The following is an 18,891-nucleotide window of genomic DNA, read 5'->3' on the forward strand; positions in this document are numbered from 1 at the left end:
TCGCCCTGATGGTGCTTGGCATGGCGTTGCTGGCTCTCAGCGACGCCTTCATCAAGCTGTCGACGCTGCAGGCGCCCTCCGGTCAGGTCATGATGGCCATCGGGCTCGGCGGCTGCTGCGTCTTCCTGATCCTCGCCCGGCTCAAGAAGCTGCCGCTGCGCCGCGCCGATGCGCTGCATCCGCGCGTGCTTTTGCGCAACCTCTTCGAAATGGTCGGCGGGCTCGGGATGATCGTCGGCCTGACCTACATCCCGCTCTCGGTGATGGCGGCGATCATGCAGACCGCGCCGCTGGCGGTGACACTGGGCGCGGCGCTGTTCCTTGGCGAGACGGTCGGCTGGCGCCGCTGGACGGCGATAGGTGTCGGTCTTGCCGGCATGCTCATGGTGATCCGCCCCTTCGGCGCGGAATTCACCGGCTGGGAGATCTTCGCCGTCGTCGGTGTGATCGGCCTTGCCGCGCGGGATCTGGTGACCCGCACGTTGCCCGCCGCGCTGCCTTCGATCGTCGTCTCGGCCTGGGGCATGGTGTCGATCGCGCCCGTGGGCCTCGTGCTGCTGATCGTCTCGGGCCGCGCCCCGGACTTCACCCTGCCCGCCGTGGCGCCGATGCTGGCCGCCGTGGCCGTCACCGCGGCCGGCTATCTCGCGGTGACCAACGCCATGCGCATGGCCGAGGTCGCGGCGGTCTCGCCCTTCCGCTACACCCGGCTGATCTTTACCGCGAGCCTTGGCATGCTGATCTTCGGCGAGCGCCCCGACGGCTGGACCTTCGCCGGCGCCGCACTCATCCTCGCCGCCGGGCTCTACACCTTCGTGCGCGAGCACCGTCTGGCCCGCGCCCGGCAGAGGGACGTCACCCGGGGGCTCTCTGAGCCCCCGGCGTTCGCCTCATCCCCCCACGACCTCGATCCCCGGCGCCCTGACGCTGTTGGCCGCGTCCACCGAGACCGTCTCGCGGGTGCGCGGCAGCGCCTCGGGCATCTCGCGCTGGATCCAGGTGATCAGCTTCTCGCGGATCTCGCAGCGCAGGTCATAGGTGCGCGGCGCGTTGCGCGCCGAGGCGAGGATGCGGATCTCCATCACACGCTCGCGGAAGTCGTTCACCTGCAGATGGCACACGTTGCCGTCCCAAAGTTCGCTCTCACGGCAGATCTCGGTCATCTTTTCGCGGATCCGACCGATGTCGGCGCAATGGTCGAGATAAAGCAGCACCCCGCCGATCAGCGACGATCCGTCCCGCGTCCAGTTCTGGAACGGCTGCTCGATGAAATAGCTCAAGGGCACGATCAGCCGCCGCCAGTCCCAGATCTTTATGACCACGTAGGTGCCGGTGATCTCCTCGATCCAGCCCCATTCGCCTTCGACGATCACCGCGTCGTCGATGCGGATCGGCTGGGTGATGGCAAGCTGGATGCCGGCGATCAGGTTCTTCAGCACCGGGTGGAACGCAAAGCCCACCACGATGCCCGCCGCCCCCGCCGAGGCCAGAAGCGACACGCCCCACTGGCGGACCCCCGGAAAGGTCATCAGGATCGCCGAAATGGTGACGATGAGGATCAGCCAGCCGGTCAGACGCACCAGGATGCGGCTCTGCGTGACGTGCTTGCGCGCCAGGAAGTTGTCCTCGGCATCGAGCGAGAATTTCCGAAGCCGCACCGTCGTCCAGATGTGCAGCGCGGTGTGCACCACCCAGGCCACCAGCACGATGAAGGCGATCAGCAGCGCATGTTGCGCGAGGTCGCGCCACGTCGCATCGAGCGGCGCCACTGCCACGCCGATCGCGAGGAAGAACACCACGAGCCCCATGCGCAGCGGACGGCGGGTGCGCGACACGAGGCTGCGCCAGAAGAGCTCGCGCTTCTCCACCATCCGCGTCAGCAGGCCGAAGACCAGCCGGAAGGCCAGCACCCCGACCAGAAAGGCAACGCCCAGCACCGCCGTGGGCATCACCCAACCCGGCAACACCGGAATGATCGCCTCGACCGTCTCCGAAAAATTCGCCACCTGCTGTTCGAGCTGGTCAAGCTCGGAGATCTCGGCCACCTGCTGGCCGATCTGGCTGAGTTCGTCGTCCATGCATCACGTCCGCGCGGCGCCGTCCTCCCCTCGGCACCCCTCTCGCGGCCTTTCCTGCTGATCATTGCCTATGCGTCTGCAGCAAAAACCTAGAGGCCATTTCCCCGGGGGCAAAAACAATCCTGCAAGCCCATGGAGTTGTTAGCGCAACCCCATGGGAACAGGCTATGTTAGCGTTACCGTCATTGTTTACATCTGCCCAACCCCTGCTATAGCTCATCGCGAACCCATTCCTTTGCGAGGGACCCATGAGCATCATCATCGACATTCACGCCCGCGAGATCCTCGACAGCCGGGGCAACCCCACCGTCGAAGTCGACGTCACGCTGGAAGACGGCACCATGGGCCGCGCCGCCGTGCCCTCGGGCGCCTCGACCGGCGTGCACGAGGCCGTGGAAAAGCGCGACGGCGACAAGGCGCGCTACATGGGCAAGGGCGTGCTCGAGGCGGTGGCGGCGGTCAACGGCGAGATCGCCGAAACCATCGTCGGCTTTGACGCCACCGAGCAGCAGGCCATCGACATGGCGATGATCGAGCTCGACGGCACCGACAACAAGGGCCGGCTCGGCGCCAACGCGATCCTCGGCGTGTCGCTCGCCGTGGCCAAGGCGGCGGCAGAGTTCACCGGCCAGCCGCTCTATCGCTACGTCGGGGGCACCTCGGCGCGCGTCCTGCCGGTACCGATGATGAACATCATCAATGGCGGCGAGCATGCCGACAACCCTATCGACATCCAGGAATTCATGATCATGCCGGTCTCGGCGACCAGCATTGGCGAAGCCGTGCGCATGGGCTCCGAGATCTTCCACACGCTGAAGAAGGAACTCTCGGCGGCGGGCATGTCGACCGGTCTTGGCGATGAGGGCGGCTTTGCGCCCGAGCTGGCCTCGACCAAGGACGCGCTCGACTTCATCCTGAAATCCATCGAGAAGGCCGGCTACAAGCCCGGCGAGGACATCTACCTCGCGCTCGACTGCGCCTCGACCGAATACTTCAAGGACGGCAAGTATGAGATGAAGGGCGAAGGCCTCTCGCTCAGCTCCGCCGAGAACGTCGACTACCTTGCCAAGCTCTGCGAAGACTACCCGATCATCTCGATCGAGGACGGCTGCGCCGAGGATGACTGGGAAGGCTGGAAGCTGCTGACCGAGAAACTCGGCGCATCGGTCCAGCTGGTCGGCGACGATCTCTTCGTCACCAACCCCGAGCGCCTTGCCATGGGCATCGAGCAGGGCGTGGCCAACTCCATGCTGGTGAAGGTCAACCAGATCGGCACCCTGTCCGAAACGCTGAAGGCCGTCGATATGGCTCACCGCGCGCGTTACACCAACGTGATGTCGCACCGCTCGGGCGAGACCGAGGATGCCACCATCGCCGACCTCGCTGTCGCCACCAACTGCGGCCAGATCAAGACCGGCTCGCTGGCCCGCTCGGACCGGCTCGCCAAGTACAACCAGCTGATCCGCATCGAGGAAATGCTGGGCGAGGCCGCCGAATACGCCGGCCGCTCGATCCTCAAGCGCTGATTTCGGACCACCAAGAATGGCGAAGGGCGGGGAATTTCCCCGCCCTTTTTCTATGGGCCGCCGCCTTGCGCTTCTTCGCCTAGCAAACACGCCCCGTCACGGCGGCACCGGGAGCGTGCCCCGGATCAACTGCTCTCGGAAGACCGGGTCAGGACGCGCTCTTTTCCTCGACCGCCTCTGCCAGCGCCTCGGCGCGCGCGGCAAGCTCGGCCATGGCCTCGGTCAGGCTGCGCGGGATCACCGGCACCTCGACGCGCTCGGCCTCGGGCGGCGGGGCATCGCGCAAGGCGCGCACCTCGGCGGCCATGGCGGCCATGCGCTCCTCCGCTTCGCGCAGCCGGTCCTCGGTCTCGCGCAGGCGATCCTCGAGGCCGGCGGTCTTGTCTGCCAGCATCAGCCCGGCCATCAGCAGCATGCGCGCCTCGGGCATGCGGCCGATCTGACCGACCAGCACCTGCGCCTCGGTGTCCAGCATGCGTGCGGCGGCCTGGAGATATTGCTCTTCGCCCTCCTGGCAGGCGACCTCGAAGAGGCGGCCGCCGATCGGGATCTCGACTTCGATCTGCGACATCACAGCTCCTCCGGATTGGTCGCGGCGGCCAGCACCGGGGTCAGCCCCGCCAGCAGCGCCCGCGCCTCGGCTTCCTCGACACCGCGCGCGGCGCGCAGCGAGTCGAGCTCGGCCAGCATGGCCTGGTTGACCAGATGCGGCTCGCCGATGCCCGCCTCGAGCGCGGCGCGCATCTCGGTCTGTGACCGCATCAGCATGTCATTGGCCTGGCGCAGCCGCTGCAACTCGCCGTCGAGCGCCGCAAGGGCCTCCTGCTGCTCGGCGAGCTGTGCCGCCAGCGCCTCGGCTCCGGCAGCGCCTTCCGGCGGATTTTCCAGCTGCGCGTGCAGTTGCCGCACCCGCTCCTCGAGCTGGGAGTTGGCCATGCGCTCCTCTTCCAGGGCGGTGGCAATCTCGCTCTCCGCGCCGCCCTCCGCGGCCGACCGTGCCGGCCCCAGCGCCTCGACTCCCGTCGAGATGCGGTCGAGCGCGCGCGTGATCCTGGAGTGCAACTCGTCGATCTGGCTCATCCTGCGTCCCTTATTCCTTGCCTCTTTCCGAGTGTCATCTGTTCCGCGTGCCTTTCGGGCCGTCCTTGCGGCATCGCCCATGGCGGCCCGCATCCGGGTGTTGCCGACCTATACCAAAGAGTCTGGAAAGGCGAATCAATGCGCCCCCGTTCGGGGAAAGGATAACAAGCGGGCCCGGAAAATGCGCGCCATATGTTCCAAGGCCTTAGGGCGCGTGCTTCATCCTGCGCATGACAAGTTCCGGCCACTGCGCTTGAACTTATCCGTAGCGCTGCTATTGAGCCCGATGACAGGCTTCCGGCAAGAGGACAAAGCCCCGTGGACATTTCTGCACTCAAAGCCAAGAACCCCGACCACTGGACCCGCGCCTGCGCCATCCGCGCGCTGACGCTGGACGCGGTCACGGCTGCAAATTCCGGCCACTCCGGCATGCCCATCGGCATGGCCGACGTGGCCACAGTGCTTTACTCCAAGCACCTGAAGTTCGACGCCAAGAACTCGACCTGGGCGGACCGCGACCGGTTCATCCTCTCGGCTGGCCATGGCTCGATGCTGCTTTATTCGCTGCTCTATCTCGCAGGTGACGAACAGATCACCCTCGATGAGGTGAAGAACTTCCGCCAGTGGGGCGCCCGCACCGCCGGCCACCCCGAGAACTTCCACGCCGACGCCATCGAGACCACCACCGGTCCGCTCGGCCAGGGCATCGCCACCGCCGTCGGCTTCGCCATGGGCGAAGAGATCCTGCGTGCCCGCTTCGGCAAGAAGGTCGTGGATCACCACACCTATGTCATCGCCGGCGACGGCTGCCTGATGGAGGGCGTGAGCCAGGAGGCGATCACCCTCGCCGGCCGCTACAGCCTCGGCAAGCTCGTGGTCTTCTGGGACAACAACGGCATCACCATCGACGGCAAGGTCGAACTGTCGGACAAGACCGACCAAGTTGGCCGCTTCCGCTCGGCTGGCTGGGAAGTCATCGAGATCGACGGCCATGATCCCGAGGCGATCGACGCGGCCATCACCGCGGCAAAGAAGAGTGCCCAGCCGACGATGATCGCCTGCAAGACGCATATCGCGCTTGGCCACGCCGCGCAGGACACCTCCAAGGGTCACGGCGCGCTGACCAACGCCGAGCAGAACACCGCGGCGAAAGAGAACTGGGGCTGGGCCTATGGCCCGTTCGAAGTGCCCGCCGAGGTGAAGAGCTGGTGGGAAGAGGTCGGCAGCCGCGGCGCAGCCGATCGCGCCGAGTGGGAAGAGCGCTTTGCCGCCCTGTCGGACAGCCGCCAGAAGGAATTCACCCGCCAGCAAAACGGCGACGCGCCGAAGAAGCTCTCGGCGGTGATCCGCGCGCTGAAGAAGCAGGTCTCGGAAGAAGGGCCTAAGGTCGCCACCCGCAAAAGCTCGGAGATGGTGCTCGAGGTGGTCAACCCGATCATGCCCGAGACCGTGGGCGGCTCGGCCGACCTCACCGGCTCGAACAACACCAAGACCGGTGACCTCGGTGTCTTCGACGTGGATAGCCGCAAAGGCCGCTACGTCTACTGGGGCATCCGCGAGCACGGCATGGCCGCGGCGATGAACGGCATGGCGCTGCACGGCGGCCTGCGCCCCTATGGCGGCACTTTCATGGCCTTCACCGATTACGCGCGCCCGGCGATGCGCCTCGCCGCGCTGATGCAGATCCCGACGGTCTTCGTGATGACCCACGATTCCATCGGCCTCGGCGAGGATGGCCCGACGCACCAGCCGGTCGAGCACCTGGCAATCAGCCGCGCGACGCCGAACACGCTGGTGTTCCGCCCCGCGGACACCGTCGAGACCGCGGAAGCCTGGGAAGTGGCGCTGACGCAGAAAGGCACCCCTTCGGTGCTGTCGCTGACCCGTCAGAACCTGCCGACCGTGCGCCGCGAGCACAAGACGAACAACCTGACCTCGAAGGGCGCCTATGTGCTCGCCGAGGCAGAGGGCAAGCGCCAGGTGATCCTGATCGCCACCGGCTCGGAGGTCGAGATCGCGCTCGCCGCGCGCGACGCGCTGCAGGCCGAGGGCATCGGCACCCGCGTCGTCTCCATGCCCTGCATGGAGCTCTTCGCGCAGCAGGACGAGGCCTACCGCAAGCGCGTTCTGCCGGCCGGCCCGGTCCGCGTCGGCATCGAGGCGGCAACCCGTCTCGGCGGCTGGGACCGCTGGCTGCTCGGCGAACGCGGCCGCGAAGCGAAACAGGCGTTTGTCGGCATGGACAGCTTTGGCGCCTCGGCTCCGGCAGAGGTACTTTACAAGAAGTTCGGCATCACTGCGGAGAACGTGGTCGGACAGGCCAAGGGGCTGCTCTGATCCAGGCGCAGCGAGGGGCGCTGCCCCTCGCCCCTAGGGCTCACCCCCGGCGTATTCGTAAAGACAAGACATAAAAAGGGCGCCTCTCGCGGGGCGCCCTTTTTCGGTGACTGACCTAGGTGACCGGGGCGGCGCTCAGTGCGCCGCCTTTTTGCTGCTGCCGAAGAGCGGCAGAACCAGCTTGGTGATGATCGGCACGAGGATCATCCCCCAGATCACGCCGAGCACCGCGTCGCAGGCCGCCGTGACGATCCACAGCGCCGCCGGTTGCAGGTTTTCGGGGACCAAATGTGCCGCGCTTTCGGCGAGGTGGTGGATCGTCTCCTCGGGCATGTGCCAGCCCATCTGCGCCAGCGAATGCACAAGGATCGAGCCGCCGACCCAGAGCATCGCCACGGTACCGACGGTCGACAGCAGCCACATGACAATCGGCATACCCTTGACGATGCCGCGCCCGAGCGCCCGTGTGGCGCCAAGGCGGCCGACGCGGGTGAGCCAGAGGCCGATGTCGTCCATCTTCACGATCAGCGCCACCGCGCCATAGACCAATGCGGTGATGCCGACGCCGACCAGTCCGAGCGCGACTGCCTTGATCCAGACCTCGGTAACCTCGATGGCCGAAAGAGAGATGGTCATGATCTCGGCCGAGAGAATGAAGTCCGTCTTGATCGCCCCCTTAACCTTTTGCTCTTCGAGGTGCACCGGGTCGCCCTTCTCGACCTGCTTTTCCGGATTGGTCTTCTCATGTCCGGGCTTCAGGACGTGCAGAACCTTTTCGGCTCCCTCGAAGCACAGGAATGACCCGCCGGCGATCAGCAGCGGCGGCAGCAGCCAAGGCGCGAAACTCGACAACAGCAGGGCCAGCGGAAGCAGGATCACCACCTTGTTGAACACCGAGCTGCGGGCGATGCGCCAGATGATCGGCAGTTCACGCTTCGGCTCGAAGCCGGCCACGTATTTAGGTGTCACCGCGGCGTCGTCGATCACCACGCCCGCGGCCTTGGAGCCGGCCTTTGCGGCGCTGGCCGATATGTCATCGACCGAGGCCGCCGCGATCTTGGCGATTCCCGCCACGTCGTCGAGAAGCGCGAGAAGTCCGCTCATGTTCTGCTCCGTGTTGTTTGCGACCAAAAGTAATCCGGCGGCGCCATTGTGCAAGCGCGCGGCTGCCGCGAGGGCACTGCCCAAGCTTATGCGCTACCAGTTCGCCATGTTAGCGCCCGCAGCGTAGTTTATCGCTAACATACTGCAATTCCTCTATTTTTCGCGTTGCTGCGACGGCACACCTCTGTATACGAGTAAGAAAGTTATCCCACTTCCTCCCCTTTCCTGACCAGGAGACCGCTCCATGACCGTGACCGTCGGCATCAATGGATTCGGCCGCATTGGCCGCTGCACCCTCGCCCATATCGCCGAGAGCGCGCGCAACGACGTGCAGGTGGTGAAGATCAACGCCACCGGCCCGCTCGAGACCGCCGCCCACCTGCTGCGCTACGACAGCGTGCATGGCCGCTTCGGCGGCGAGGTGCGGGTCAACGGCACCACGATGGACATCGGTCGTGGCCCGATGGAGGTCATGTCGACCTACGACATGAAAGAGCTGGACTGGACCGGCTGCGACGTCGTTCTGGAATGCACCGGCAACTTCAACGACGGCGAGAAGGCCGTGCAGCACATTCACCAGGGCGCCAAGTCGGTGCTGATCTCGGCCCCTGCAAAGAACGTGCAGAAGACCATCGTCTACGGCGTGAACCACCGCGATCTGGAAAAGGGTCACACGATGATCTCCAACGGCTCGTGCACCACCAATGCGCTGGCACCGCTGGCCAAGGTGCTCGACGAGGCGATCGGCATCGAGAGCGGGATCATGACCACGATCCACTCCTACACCGGCGATCAGCCGACGCTGGACCGCCGCCACAAGGACCTCTATCGCGCCCGTGCCGCCGCCATGGCGATGATCCCCACCTCCACCGGGGCCGCCAAGGCGCTCGGCGAGGTGCTGCCGAACCTCAAGGGCAAGCTCGACGGCTCGTCCATCCGGGTGCCGACGCCGAACGTCTCGGCCGTGGACCTGACCTTCCAGGCCGGCAAGGACGTGACCGTCGCCGACGTCAACGAGATCATCCGCGAGGCCGCAGGCGGCCGCATGGGATCGGTTCTGGCTTATGATCCCGAGCCCAAGGTCTCGATCGATTTCAACCACACGACGCACAGCTCGATTTTCGCGCCGGACCAGACCAAGGTCATCGGCCGCACCGTCCGCGTGCTGGCCTGGTACGACAACGAATGGGGTTTTTCGGCCCGCATGGCGGATGTCGCCGCGGTGCTTGGACGCACCCTGCACTGATCCGCGAAAACCGATCCCGCGCGCGGAACTTTCGGGTCCAGCGGTAATAACAAAGGGCGGCCGATCTGGCCGCCCTTTTGCATGTCAGCTCGTACTTTCGGGCGACGCGCCTAGACCTTGCGCAGCGCCAGCACCGCGTTCAGTCCACCAAAGGCAAACGCGTTCGACAGCACCACCGAAACATCTGCCTCGCGCGCCTCGTTGGGCACCACGTCGAGCGCGCATTCGGCGTCGAATTCCTCGTGATTGATGGTGGGCGCAATCACCCCGTCACGCAGCGCCATGATGCAGGCCAAAAGCTCGACGGCGCCGGTGCCGCCGATGCAATGGCCATGCATCGATTTGGTCGAGGAGATCATCAGACGGTCGGCCTGCGGCCCCATGGCATCGGCCACGGCGGCGCATTCGGTCTTGTCGTTGGCGGCGGTGCCGGTGCCATGGGCGTTGATGTAGCCCACCTCGTCGCGATCGATCCTGCCGTCGCGCAGCGCGCCCGAGATCGCCCGGGCCGCGCCCTGCTTGCTGGGCATGACGATATCGGCCGCGTCCGAGGTCATGGCGAAGCCGACCACCTCGGCGAGGATGTCGGCGCCGCGCGCTTTGGCATGGTCATACTCCTCGAAGACGTAGACCCCCGCGCCCTCGCCCTGCACCATGCCATTGCGGTTGGCCGAGAACGGGCGGCAGGCATCCTTGGACATGACCCGCAGCCCTTCCCAGGCCTTCACTCCACCGAAGCAGAGCATCGACTCGGATCCCCCGGTGATCATCGCCGGGCAGGCGCCCGAGCGGACCATCTGGAAGGCAAGCCCCATCGCGTGGTTCGAACTGGCGCAGGCGGTGGCGACGGTGAAGGTCGGGCCGCGCAGGTTGAACTCCATGCTGACATGGCTGGCGGCGGCGTTGTTCATCAACTTGGGCACGACAAAGGGGTGGACGCGGTTCTTCCCCTCCTCGTAGACCGAGCGGTAATTCTCGTCCTGCGTGGTGAGCCCCCCGCCCGAGGTGCCCAGCACCACGCCCGAACGGTCCGCCATGTCGCCGTGGAATTCGAGCCCCGACTGCGCGATGGCCTCGCGCGCCGCGATCAGTGCGAACTGCGTGAAGCGGTCGTAGAGCGCAAGCTGCTGGCGGTTGAAGGTGTCTTCCGGCTCGTAGCCCTTGACCTGCCCGCCGATGCGGATGGCCAAGCGCTCGACGTCCCGGAAGTCCAGTTCCCCGATGCCGCAGCGCCCCTCGCGCATGGCTTCGAAAGTCGCAGGCACCCCGCGCCCGAGCGCGTTGATGGTGCCTGCCCCGGTAATGACGACCCGTTTCACGCGGTCTGCTCGGCCACCAGCTTTTCGATCCCGGCGACGATGCTCGCCACCGAGGAGATGTCGAAATCGCTCTGTTCGGGCTCGTTGGCGTTGAACGGAACCGAGATATCGAAGGCTTCCTCGATGGCGAAGATGCTCTCGACGAGACCAAGGCTGTCGATCCCCAGATCCTCGAGCGTGCTGTCCATTGTCACGTCCGAAGGTTCGAGCACGGCCTGCTCGGCGATGATCTCGATGACCTTGTCTTTTACAGTCATGTGCGGCGCTCCCTTTGTCGTCGCAGCGTCAGTGTCAGCGTCGGCTTACTCATTCCCCATGAGCTTGGAAACAGATTTCTTGAGTTCGGCGACATCCTTGAAGAGCCGTGGCAATCTGCGCAGCCCCTTGTAAGTCTCGACGTGTGTTTCCATTTTCATCGCCGGGTAGCCAAGCATGACGCGGCCTGCGGGGATGTTCGACAGCACCTTGGTGCCGCCGCCGGTGATCACGTTGTCGCCGATGAAGATATTGTCCGACACACCCGTCTGCCCGGCGAGCACGACGTTGCTGCCGATCTTGGTCGAGCCGGCGATGCCGCAGCAGCCGCAGATCAACGTGTTGTCTCCGACCACCACGTTGTGGCCGATCATCACGAGGTTGTCGATCTTAGTGCCATTGCCGATGCGGGTGTCGCGCACCGAGCCGCGATCGACGGTGGCATTGGCGCCGACCTCGCAGTCATCACCGATGGTGACCGCGCCGAGCGAGTGGATGCGCGCCCATTGCTGTGCCTGCTGGGTGCCTTCCTCGCCAAGGCTGGCGCGGGCCTTCTCCACGCCCGAGACCTCGGGGGTCACGTAGCTGAAGCCGTCGCCGCCGATCGCGCAGTTGAACTGGCCGAAGAAGCGTTTGCCGATGGTGCAGCGCGCGCCGATGCGCACGCCCGAGTGGATCACCGCGTCCTCGCCGAGGGTGGCGTCTTCGCCGATGAAGACCTGCGGCCCGATCACCGAGCGCGCACCGATCTTCACCCGCGCGCCGATCACCGTGTAGGGACCGACGGACACGCCCTCGCCAAGCTCGGCGCTCGGGTCGACAAGCGCGGTCGGATGGATGCCCTCGCCATAGCCATTGCCACGGTCGAGCATCGCCGAAAGGCCCGAGAGCGCGTGGCGCGGGCGCGGCGCGAGAATCGCCGCCTTGAGCCCCATGGACTGCCAGTCAGCGCCTTCCCAGAGCATGGCGGCGCGCGCCTGGCCCTCGCCGATCTGGGCGGCAAACTCGGGTTTCATCGCCAGCGCCAACTGGTCCTCGCCGGCCTGCGCCGGTTCGGCCACCGAGGTGATGCGGATTTCGAGGTCGCCCTCTGCCGGCAGACCAAGCGCGGCGGCGATCTGGGCAATGCTGTGGGTGTGTACGGTGCTGTCTAGGGACATTGGGTCCTCCGGGATGCTCTCCCCGAGGATTTAACTCGGCCCGCCCGCCAGTACCACCCCTGCGGCACTCAGCGCATCCCAGATCCGCGCGTCCCGGCCGTAAACATCGGCGCGATATTCCATCTCGCCCTTCACCGTGGTGAAGGCGGTCCGGTAGATCAGGTGCACCGGCACCGGCTGGTCGAGGTTCACCCGCGTCTCGCGCCCGGTCCCGAGCTTCGACTGGAAGAACCTCACCGGATCCGAGGTCTGCGGCGCCAGCAGCGCATAGGCGAAGTCATGCGGGTCGCTCAGGCGGACGCAGCCGTGCGAGAAGGTGCGCTGGGTGCGGTCGAACAGGGATTTCGACGGCGTGTCATGCAAGTAGATATTGTACTTGTTGGGGAACATGAATTTCACCGTCCCCAGCGCGTTACGCGGCCCCGGCGGCTGGCGCATGGCGAAGGGGAAGCTCGACGCGGTGTATTGCGAGAACCCGTTGGCTCGGTTCACCGGCCGACCCTGACGGTCGGTGATCTCGAGATGGCCCGCGGCACCGGGGTTGTTGCGCAGCAGCGGCAGATATTCTTTGACCACGATCGAGCGCGGCACGTACCACGACGGGTTGATCACCATGAATTCCATCTTGTCCGAGAATTCCGGCGTGCGCCGGTCATCCTCGGGCGAGCCGACCACCGAGCGCGTCTCGAAGGTGACCTTGCCGTCATCGACGATCTCGGCATGGAAATCGGTAAGATTGACCATGATGTGCCGCTTGCCGAGCCCCTCGGGCAGGTTCAGCCAGCGCTCGCGCTCCATCGCCACGAGAACCGATTTCAGCCGGTCCTCGGCAGAGATGTTGAGCTGGCTGAGCGTGCTCGACCCGGCAACGCCGTCCACCGCCAGCCCGTGACTCCCTTGGAAGCGCATCACGGCGCTGCGCAGCGTGTCGTCATATTCGGCCGAGAGCGTCGGTTCGAGATAGCCCATGGCGATCAGCCGGTCGCGCAGCACAATCACATCGCCACCCCGCTGGCCCAGTTCGAGCTTGGCGGTGCGCACGGTCGGCCCCCAGCCACCGCGGGAGACGATCTTTTCGAGCTTCAGCTTGGCGCGCAGCAGACGGGCGTATTCATCCGAGGACGGCGCAAGGTGTTGCAGCACCTGGTGCGGATCGCTCGCCGCCAGCACCTCGAGCAGGATCTTCGGGTCGCGCCGCGGCGCGTCGCGCTTGATGCCGCTGTCGGCGTCATGCGGGTTGAGGATGCCGCTCTGCAGATCGTGGGCGTATTGCAGGAAGGCGCGGCTGATCTCGACCTCGAGCTCGCCGCGGGCGCGCTCGCCCTCGACATGGCGCATCTTGCGGATCAGACCGTCGAGATCGTAGCGCTGCGTGGGAAGCCCGTGCACCGAGGCCGTGCCGAGCGCCTCGATCAACGCCGCCCGCCGCAGTGCCGCGGTGTCGTCCGGGCCGGTCCAGATCGGGGCGAAATCTCGCATCCGGTAGAACGCCGCGAGCCCCTCGTTGCCCGAGAGATTCTCGGCCACCGCCTGGCGGTAGGCGGTCATGGAAAGACCTTGGGTGACGTCCTGGCCAACCTGCTCCGAGAGCCCCTGCGACAGTTCCTGAGCGCCGGCGCGCCCCGCCGGCAGCGCGATCAGCGCCCCTGCCAGAACAAGGCCCACAAGACCGCTACCACGCCGGAGATTCCGCAATTTACCCATGTCGACCCGTAATATTCTGCATTCATGCCTATCGGCGATTTTCCGGTGCGGCGGTGGGGCTTGTCCACACACAATCGCGCGTGATCGGCGAGTTTTCCACCGTTGATACGCCAATGCACAGTCGGCGCCGAGGTTCCTTCTGGCCGGAACGTTGCTTCTCGGCGTCTGCGCAAAATTTCGCCGATTTTGCCGGGGAACCCACTAGGGGTAGCAAAATATCCTTCATCGATAAATTTTCCTGTGCCATAAAAGCCGCACATCTGGGGGAAAGATGGTAGGTCCGCCCAACGAGGCGGAACAAACAGGCACAGCGACTAAACGGGACAGGCGCTTCACATGACAGACAAAACAGCTAGCGGCATCTCGCGGCGTGGCCTTCTTGGCGCGTTCGCGGCAACTCTCGTCACGGCAGCACCCACTTACGCAAGCGCGGCAGGTTTCCTGCGCGGCGCGGGCGACGTGCGCCGCCTGCGGATGTACTCCGCCCGCACCGGCGAGACGCTCAACATGATCTACTGGATCGAAGGGGAGTACATCCCCGACGCGCTCAAGGAAATTTCCTACTTCATGCGCGACTGGCGCAGCAACGATGTGAAGAACATCGACGCACGCACCATCGACATCATGACGGCAGCCCACAACCTCATGGACGTGAGCGAACCCTACATGCTGATCTCGGGCTACCGCTGCCCGAAAACCAACGCGATGCTCCGGGCCCGGTCCTCGGGGGTTGCCAAGAACTCGCGTCACCTCAAGGGCGAAGCAGCCGACCTGCGGCTCAACTCGCGCTCGGTCAACCAGATGGCGCGCGCCGCGGCCTCGTGCAACGCGGGCGGCGTCGGCCGCTATTCCAGCTCGAACTTCGTGCACATGGATTGCGGCCCGGTGCGCAGCTGGGGCAGCTGAGCGGCTCTTTCGGTTCTTTTGTGTGACAGGGGCGCCCATGGGGCGCCCTTTGTCTTTCCGGAGGGTCCGGAGGCGGCTCTACCAAGGTATTTCCGCCTCGCGGCAATGGCTTACGCGGCACCCGAGCGCAAGGCACGCCATTCGTCGAGGGCGGCATTTTCCTCGGCGGGCGCCAAGTCTCGCGGCTCGGGCGAAGGGCGCGCGGCCCGCGCGAGGCTGGTCGCGATCTCGCGCTGAAAAGCCTGTCCCTTGGTCTGGTGGCGGGCGCCGAAGTAGAAGCTGACAACCGCGCCCAAGAGCCACCACAGCGGCTCGGGCACCAACGCCAGCCCCTGCATGCGCGCGGCAAACCACTCGGGGCTGGTCATGGCACTGCCGAGAAGACCCAGCGTGCCAAAGGCCATTGCCGGGCGCGGAAGACGGTTGAGCCCGTCCACCAGCCGGTCAAAACGGGAGGTGGCCGGGCGCCCGAATTCGCGGGCAAACTGCTCAAGCGCGGCGGCGCGCAACCCCGCGTCGCGCGCCGAGGCCGCCTCGGCGTTTTCCCGGAACACCTCGGCGGTCTCGCGGATCACGCTGCCGCCGGTGCCGGCGAGCGCGGCGAGAATCCGGTCGATCAGCCCCATGCCGCCACCCGGGCGCGAAACTGATCGTCGGTCAGGCGGAACCGCGGCGAGATGAAGGTCTCGGCGCGGCGGATCCAGCCCCCCTTGCCGCCCGCGCGGCTGCGGGCGAACTTGCGGCTCGCCGGGCGGCGGTCCGCCAGCGCGAAGTAGTAGTTCCGACGCGCGATCCCGTAGGCATCGGCGATATGGTCCGGTGCGGCAGCCATGGCCCGGCGGGCCGCCGCGACGGTTTGCGGGCCAATGACACCGTCTTCCTCAAGCGCCTCGCCCATCTCATTCAGCAGGCGTTGCAGCAGCTTCACCGCGCCGGCTCCGGCATTCACGTACATGTCGAAGACCGAGGGTTGCAGAACCTCTGGCAGCGCGTCGATGCGCGGCGCGTGGAAGTAGTCGCGCAGGAAGATGGTCGCGGCCTCGCTTTCGCCGAGCCGCCGCAGGTCCGCCCTGTCGACGTCGCCATCTCCGTCGAGGTCCCTCCCTAGCCGCCGCAGGGTGCCGAGCGTGACGCCGTGGTTCGTGGCGCCGCCCGGATCATCCGGATCATCAACATAGCCGCCTTCGCGCGCGACAATCTCCTGCGCCATGCGGCGCAGCTCTGGGGTTTCGGTCATCGTCGGCCTCCTGCTTCACCGATGGGTTCCCGGAGGCCCCATGGTCTGCCACAAGGGGTAAACGGAGTTTCATCAGAGCGTTCGGAGGGGCTGTGCAGGGCAATATGACAGCAGAAGAGATCATTGGGCTGCTCGGGCTCGTCCCCCACCCCGAGGGCGGGCACTATCGGCAAACCTGGATCGCCGGGGCCGACGATGGAACGCGCCCTGCCGGCACCTGCATCTATTTCCTGCTGGGGGGCGACGAGCGCAGCCACTGGCACCGGGTCGACGCGGTGGAGATCTGGCATTTCTACGCCGGGGCGCCGCTGGAGCTCTCGATGGCACAGACCGAGGCAGGCCCCAAGGAAGTTCACGCGCTCGGGCCGGACCTTGGCGCGGGTGCGCGGCCTCAGCTCATTGTGCCCGAGGGGCATTGGCAGGCGGCGCGCAGCCTCGGCGACTGGACGCTGGTCGGCTGCACCGTCTCGCCAGGCTTTCGCTTCGAGGGGTTCGAACTGGCCGCGCCGGGCTTCGACATCCCCTGAACGCAAAACGGCCGGGGCAAGACGCCCCGGCCGCATGGATGCTGGAAAAGAACCTTAGTTCATCGGGCCTTCGTCGATGTCTTCAAGTTCCATCAGCTGGTCCTTGGTCATGTTGGTCACGACCGAGTACTCGCCGTCATCGATCGGAACGAACTTGGCGTTATCGATCTCGAGCAGCACGTGCTTGTCACCGATGTCGAGGAAGCCGCCAACTTCGGCCACGATGCCGCGGAACGACCCGTCGGAGTTCAGCACGATGTCTTCGATCTCGCCGACGTTGTCCCAGTCTTCCGAGACGGTGTCGTAGGTCATGCCTTCATCCCAGTCCGACATGTCGCCATCCGCGTCGACCGCATAGACGGCACCGCCGGTGATGTCGCGGGTGCGGATCAGCCCGTCGGGCGAGCCGTTGAACATGTTTTCGGCCGAAGTAGCCATCTCGCCGGCTTCCTGCTTCATCTCGGCGCCAGCTTTGGCCATCTTGTCGCCAGCTGCGTCAAGTGCCTGCTCGCCTTCGGCCACGGCTTCGTTGGTTTCCTGAGCAACCGCGTCGCCGGTGTTCTCCATTGCCTGCTCAGCATTCTGCACGGCTGCGTCCGCGTTGTCCTTGGCAGCGTCCATGCTGGTTTCCTGCGCGTAGGCAGCCGAACCGGCAACGAGGGCGATGAGGGCGGCGGTGGTGGTGAGACGTTTCATGGTAGCTCCTCCTTAGGGAAGTCGTCGTCTTGTCTGCCCTCTCAACACGCGGGGCGCGGTCGTGTTCCGACCGCGCCCCGATTTTAATTGCATTGATATCGTGGAACTTTTTCACATATCGCGTTGCGCGAATGCGACCAATCGCCGGGTCGAGCCATCCTTGCCCTCGGCGCTTTCCTTGCCCGAGACAATCGGCCCAAGCGCGGTCGCCAGTTCCTTGCCGAGCTCCACGCCCCACTGGTCGTAGGAGTTGATGTTGAGGATCACCCCCTCGACAAAGACACGGTGTTCGTAGAGCGCCACGATCATCCCGAGCGTGCGCGGATCGAGCAACGGATACACCAGCGTGGTCGAGGGGCGATTGCCCGGGAAGACCCTGTGCTTGGCCTGGCGCTCCAGCTCGGCGCCCTCGAACTTTCCGGCAACCTTGCCGCGCGCCTCGTCAAGATCGCGTCCGCGCATCAGCGCCTCGGACTGGGCAAAGCAATTGGCCAGCAGCAGCTCATGGTGGTGGCGCAGCTTGGGCTCGTGGCTGCGCGCGCCGACCATGAACTCGCAGGGGATCACCCGCGTGCCCTGGTGGATGAGCTGGTAGAAGGCGTGCTGGCCATTGGTCCCGGGCTCGCCCCAGACCACCGGGCCACTGTCGAAGCCGAGGGTCTCGCCGTCCATCGCCACCGACTTGCCGTTGCTCTCCATCTCGAGCTGCTGCAGGTAGGCGGGCAGCCGGGCGAGCCGGTTCTCGTAGGGCAGCACGGCGCGGGTGGCATAGCCCAGCACCTGATTGTGCCACATGCCGACGAGGGCCAGCAGCACCGGCATGTTCGCCTCGAGCGGGGCCGAGCGGAAATGCGTGTCCATCGCCTGCCCGCCCTCGAGGAACGCGCGGAAGTTCTCCGGGCCGATGGCGATCATCATCGACAGGCCGATCGGCCCCCACATGGAATAGCGCCCGCCAACCCAATCCTCGAAGCCAAAGACGCGGCTCGCCGGGATGCCCCACTCGCCCGCCTTCTCGGCATTGGACGAGAGCGCGACGAACTTGCCCTCGGTGCTCACGCCCTTCGCTTCGAGCCAGTCCCAGGCGGTGCGCGCGTTGGTCATGGTCTCGATGGTGGTGAACGTCTTGGAGGCGATGACGAAGAGTGTCGTCTCGGGATCGCAGAGCTTCAGCGCATCGGCGATATCCGCCCCGTCGACGTTGGAAACGAAGTGGCAGCGCGGGCCGTCGTGATAGGGTGCGAGCGCGATGGTGCCCATCTTGGGGCCAAGATCCGAGCCGCCGATTCCGATGTTCACCACGTCGGTGATCTTCGAGCCGCGCACCTCGGCGGCCAGCGCCTCCATGCGCGACAGCGTGTCCAGCACCTCGGGCATCACGTCGGCGCCGTCCACCTCGACCGGCGTTCCCGCAAGGTTGCGCAGCGCGGTGTGCAGCACCGCCCTGCCCTCGGTCTCGTTGATCTTGGCGCCGCCGAACATGGCCTCGCGCCGCGCCTCGACGTCGGCGCCGCGCGCCACGGCCAGCAGCGCCTGCAGCACCTCGGCGTCGACCTGCGTCTTGGAGTAGTCGAAGAGCATCCCCTCGGCCTCGACCGAGAAAGTCTCTGCCCGCGCGGCATCCTCGGCGAAGAGCGTGTCGATGCGCCGGCCTTCACGTGCAGCCGCGAGGCGTTTCAGGTCATCCCACATGGAGGTACGTCCCCTGTTGATCCG

The 18,891-nt window shown here is 65.9% G+C and carries 17 protein-coding genes and 1 pseudogene; 6 read left to right on the forward strand and 12 right to left on the reverse strand.

The annotated features are described in order from the left end of the window. Window positions 1–20: 20 nt before the first annotated feature. A pseudogene (locus G0D83_RS32810) lies at window positions 21–740 on the forward strand (DMT family transporter); the annotation flags it as partial. 150 nt (window positions 741–890) lie between these two features. Here the strand turns inward: G0D83_RS32810 and G0D83_RS19795 are convergent. Continuing rightward, window positions 891–2,078, reverse strand: coding sequence for a mechanosensitive ion channel family protein (locus G0D83_RS19795; RefSeq protein ID WP_164196470.1), 1,188 nt, complete (start codon window positions 2,076–2,078; stop codon window positions 891–893). A 248-nt stretch (window positions 2,079–2,326) separates the two neighbouring features. Between G0D83_RS19795 and eno the strand changes: the two genes are divergently transcribed. Next, window positions 2,327–3,604: a phosphopyruvate hydratase gene (eno, locus tag G0D83_RS19800; RefSeq protein ID WP_164196471.1), complete on the forward strand. Its 1,278-nt coding sequence runs from the start codon at window positions 2,327–2,329 to the stop codon at window positions 3,602–3,604. A gap of 148 nt (window positions 3,605–3,752) precedes the next feature. Here the strand turns inward: eno and G0D83_RS19805 are convergent, their stop codons facing one another. Both G0D83_RS19805 and G0D83_RS19810 read right to left on the reverse strand, forming a co-directional pair. Next, entirely contained in the window at window positions 3,753–4,175 is a 423-nt protein-coding gene (locus G0D83_RS19805) for a cell division protein ZapA (RefSeq protein WP_164196472.1), read from the reverse strand. Next, the gene (locus G0D83_RS19810; protein ID WP_164196473.1) at window positions 4,175–4,684 is read right to left on the reverse strand and encodes a hypothetical protein; all 510 of its coding nucleotides are present in this window, start codon (window positions 4,682–4,684) and stop codon (window positions 4,175–4,177) included. The genes G0D83_RS19805 and G0D83_RS19810 overlap by 1 nt, the downstream gene beginning before the upstream one ends. A 318-nt stretch (window positions 4,685–5,002) precedes the next feature. Between G0D83_RS19810 and tkt the strand changes: the two genes are divergently transcribed. Continuing rightward, window positions 5,003–7,021 carry a transketolase gene (tkt, locus tag G0D83_RS19815; protein WP_164196474.1) on the forward strand — a complete coding sequence of 673 codons (2,019 nt, stop codon included), beginning with the start codon at window positions 5,003–5,005 and terminating at the stop codon, window positions 7,019–7,021. Between the two features lie 135 nt (window positions 7,022–7,156). Here the strand turns inward: tkt and G0D83_RS19820 are convergent, their stop codons facing one another. Continuing rightward, window positions 7,157–8,125, reverse strand: coding sequence for a DUF808 domain-containing protein (locus G0D83_RS19820; RefSeq protein WP_164196475.1), 969 nt, complete (start codon window positions 8,123–8,125; stop codon window positions 7,157–7,159). A 244-nt stretch (window positions 8,126–8,369) separates the two neighbouring features. Between G0D83_RS19820 and gap the strand changes: the two genes are divergently transcribed. Continuing rightward, window positions 8,370–9,371 carry a type I glyceraldehyde-3-phosphate dehydrogenase gene (gene gap / locus G0D83_RS19825; RefSeq protein ID WP_164196476.1) on the forward strand — a complete coding sequence of 334 codons (1,002 nt, stop codon included), beginning with the start codon at window positions 8,370–8,372 and terminating at the stop codon, window positions 9,369–9,371. A gap of 110 nt (window positions 9,372–9,481) precedes the next feature. On the opposite strand, the gene G0D83_RS19830 is transcribed toward gap, so the two are convergent. From G0D83_RS19830 to G0D83_RS19845, 4 genes are read right to left on the reverse strand one after another with little or no spacing between them, the layout of a single operon-like run. Beyond that, window positions 9,482–10,690 (reverse strand): beta-ketoacyl-[acyl-carrier-protein] synthase family protein, encoded by a 1,209-nt coding sequence (locus G0D83_RS19830; RefSeq protein ID WP_164196477.1) that lies wholly within the window; start codon window positions 10,688–10,690, stop codon window positions 9,482–9,484. Further along, entirely contained in the window at window positions 10,687–10,947 is a 261-nt protein-coding gene (locus G0D83_RS19835; protein ID WP_164196478.1) for an acyl carrier protein, read from the reverse strand. Before G0D83_RS19835 ends, G0D83_RS19830 begins: the two co-directional genes overlap by 4 nt. A gap of 45 nt (window positions 10,948–10,992) precedes the next feature. After that, window positions 10,993–12,105, reverse strand: coding sequence for a UDP-3-O-(3-hydroxymyristoyl)glucosamine N-acyltransferase (locus tag G0D83_RS19840; protein WP_164196479.1), 1,113 nt, complete (start codon window positions 12,103–12,105; stop codon window positions 10,993–10,995). Window positions 12,106–12,135: 30 nt separating this feature from the next. Continuing rightward, entirely contained in the window at window positions 12,136–13,809 is a 1,674-nt protein-coding gene (locus G0D83_RS19845; protein WP_164196480.1) for a L,D-transpeptidase family protein, read from the reverse strand. Window positions 13,810–14,145: 336 nt separating this feature from the next. On the opposite strand from G0D83_RS19845, the gene G0D83_RS19850 reads away from it, so the two are divergent. After that, the gene (locus G0D83_RS19850; RefSeq protein ID WP_108965394.1) at window positions 14,146–14,715 is read left to right on the forward strand and encodes a DUF882 domain-containing protein; all 570 of its coding nucleotides are present in this window, start codon (window positions 14,146–14,148) and stop codon (window positions 14,713–14,715) included. 110 nt (window positions 14,716–14,825) lie between these two features. Here the strand turns inward: G0D83_RS19850 and G0D83_RS19855 are convergent, their stop codons facing one another. Both G0D83_RS19855 and G0D83_RS19860 read right to left on the reverse strand, forming a co-directional pair. After that, window positions 14,826–15,341: a holin family protein gene (locus G0D83_RS19855; RefSeq protein ID WP_164196481.1), complete on the reverse strand. Its 516-nt coding sequence runs from the start codon at window positions 15,339–15,341 to the stop codon at window positions 14,826–14,828. Then, window positions 15,332–15,952 (reverse strand): holin-associated N-acetylmuramidase, encoded by a 621-nt coding sequence (locus tag G0D83_RS19860; RefSeq protein ID WP_164196482.1) that lies wholly within the window; start codon window positions 15,950–15,952, stop codon window positions 15,332–15,334. Before G0D83_RS19860 ends, G0D83_RS19855 begins: the two co-directional genes overlap by 10 nt. Window positions 15,953–16,056: 104 nt before the next feature. On the opposite strand from G0D83_RS19860, the gene G0D83_RS19865 reads away from it, so the two are divergent. After that, window positions 16,057–16,479 (forward strand): cupin domain-containing protein, encoded by a 423-nt coding sequence (locus G0D83_RS19865; protein WP_164196483.1) that lies wholly within the window; start codon window positions 16,057–16,059, stop codon window positions 16,477–16,479. Between the two features lie 54 nt (window positions 16,480–16,533). Here G0D83_RS19865 and G0D83_RS19870 read toward each other — a convergent pair whose 3' ends face one another. Next, on the reverse strand, window positions 16,534–17,175 hold the full coding sequence (locus tag G0D83_RS19870; RefSeq protein ID WP_164196484.1) for a PRC-barrel domain-containing protein: 642 nt from the start codon (window positions 17,173–17,175) through the stop codon (window positions 16,534–16,536). Window positions 17,176–17,286: 111 nt separating this feature from the next. Next, window positions 17,287–18,888, reverse strand: coding sequence for a glucose-6-phosphate isomerase (gene pgi, locus G0D83_RS19875; RefSeq protein ID WP_370457287.1), 1,602 nt, complete (start codon window positions 18,886–18,888; stop codon window positions 17,287–17,289). Window positions 18,889–18,891 lie beyond the last annotated feature (3 nt).

Source organism: Salipiger sp. PrR003 (assembly GCF_010500785.1).
Taxonomy (GTDB): domain Bacteria; phylum Pseudomonadota; class Alphaproteobacteria; order Rhodobacterales; family Rhodobacteraceae; genus Salipiger; species Salipiger pacificus_A.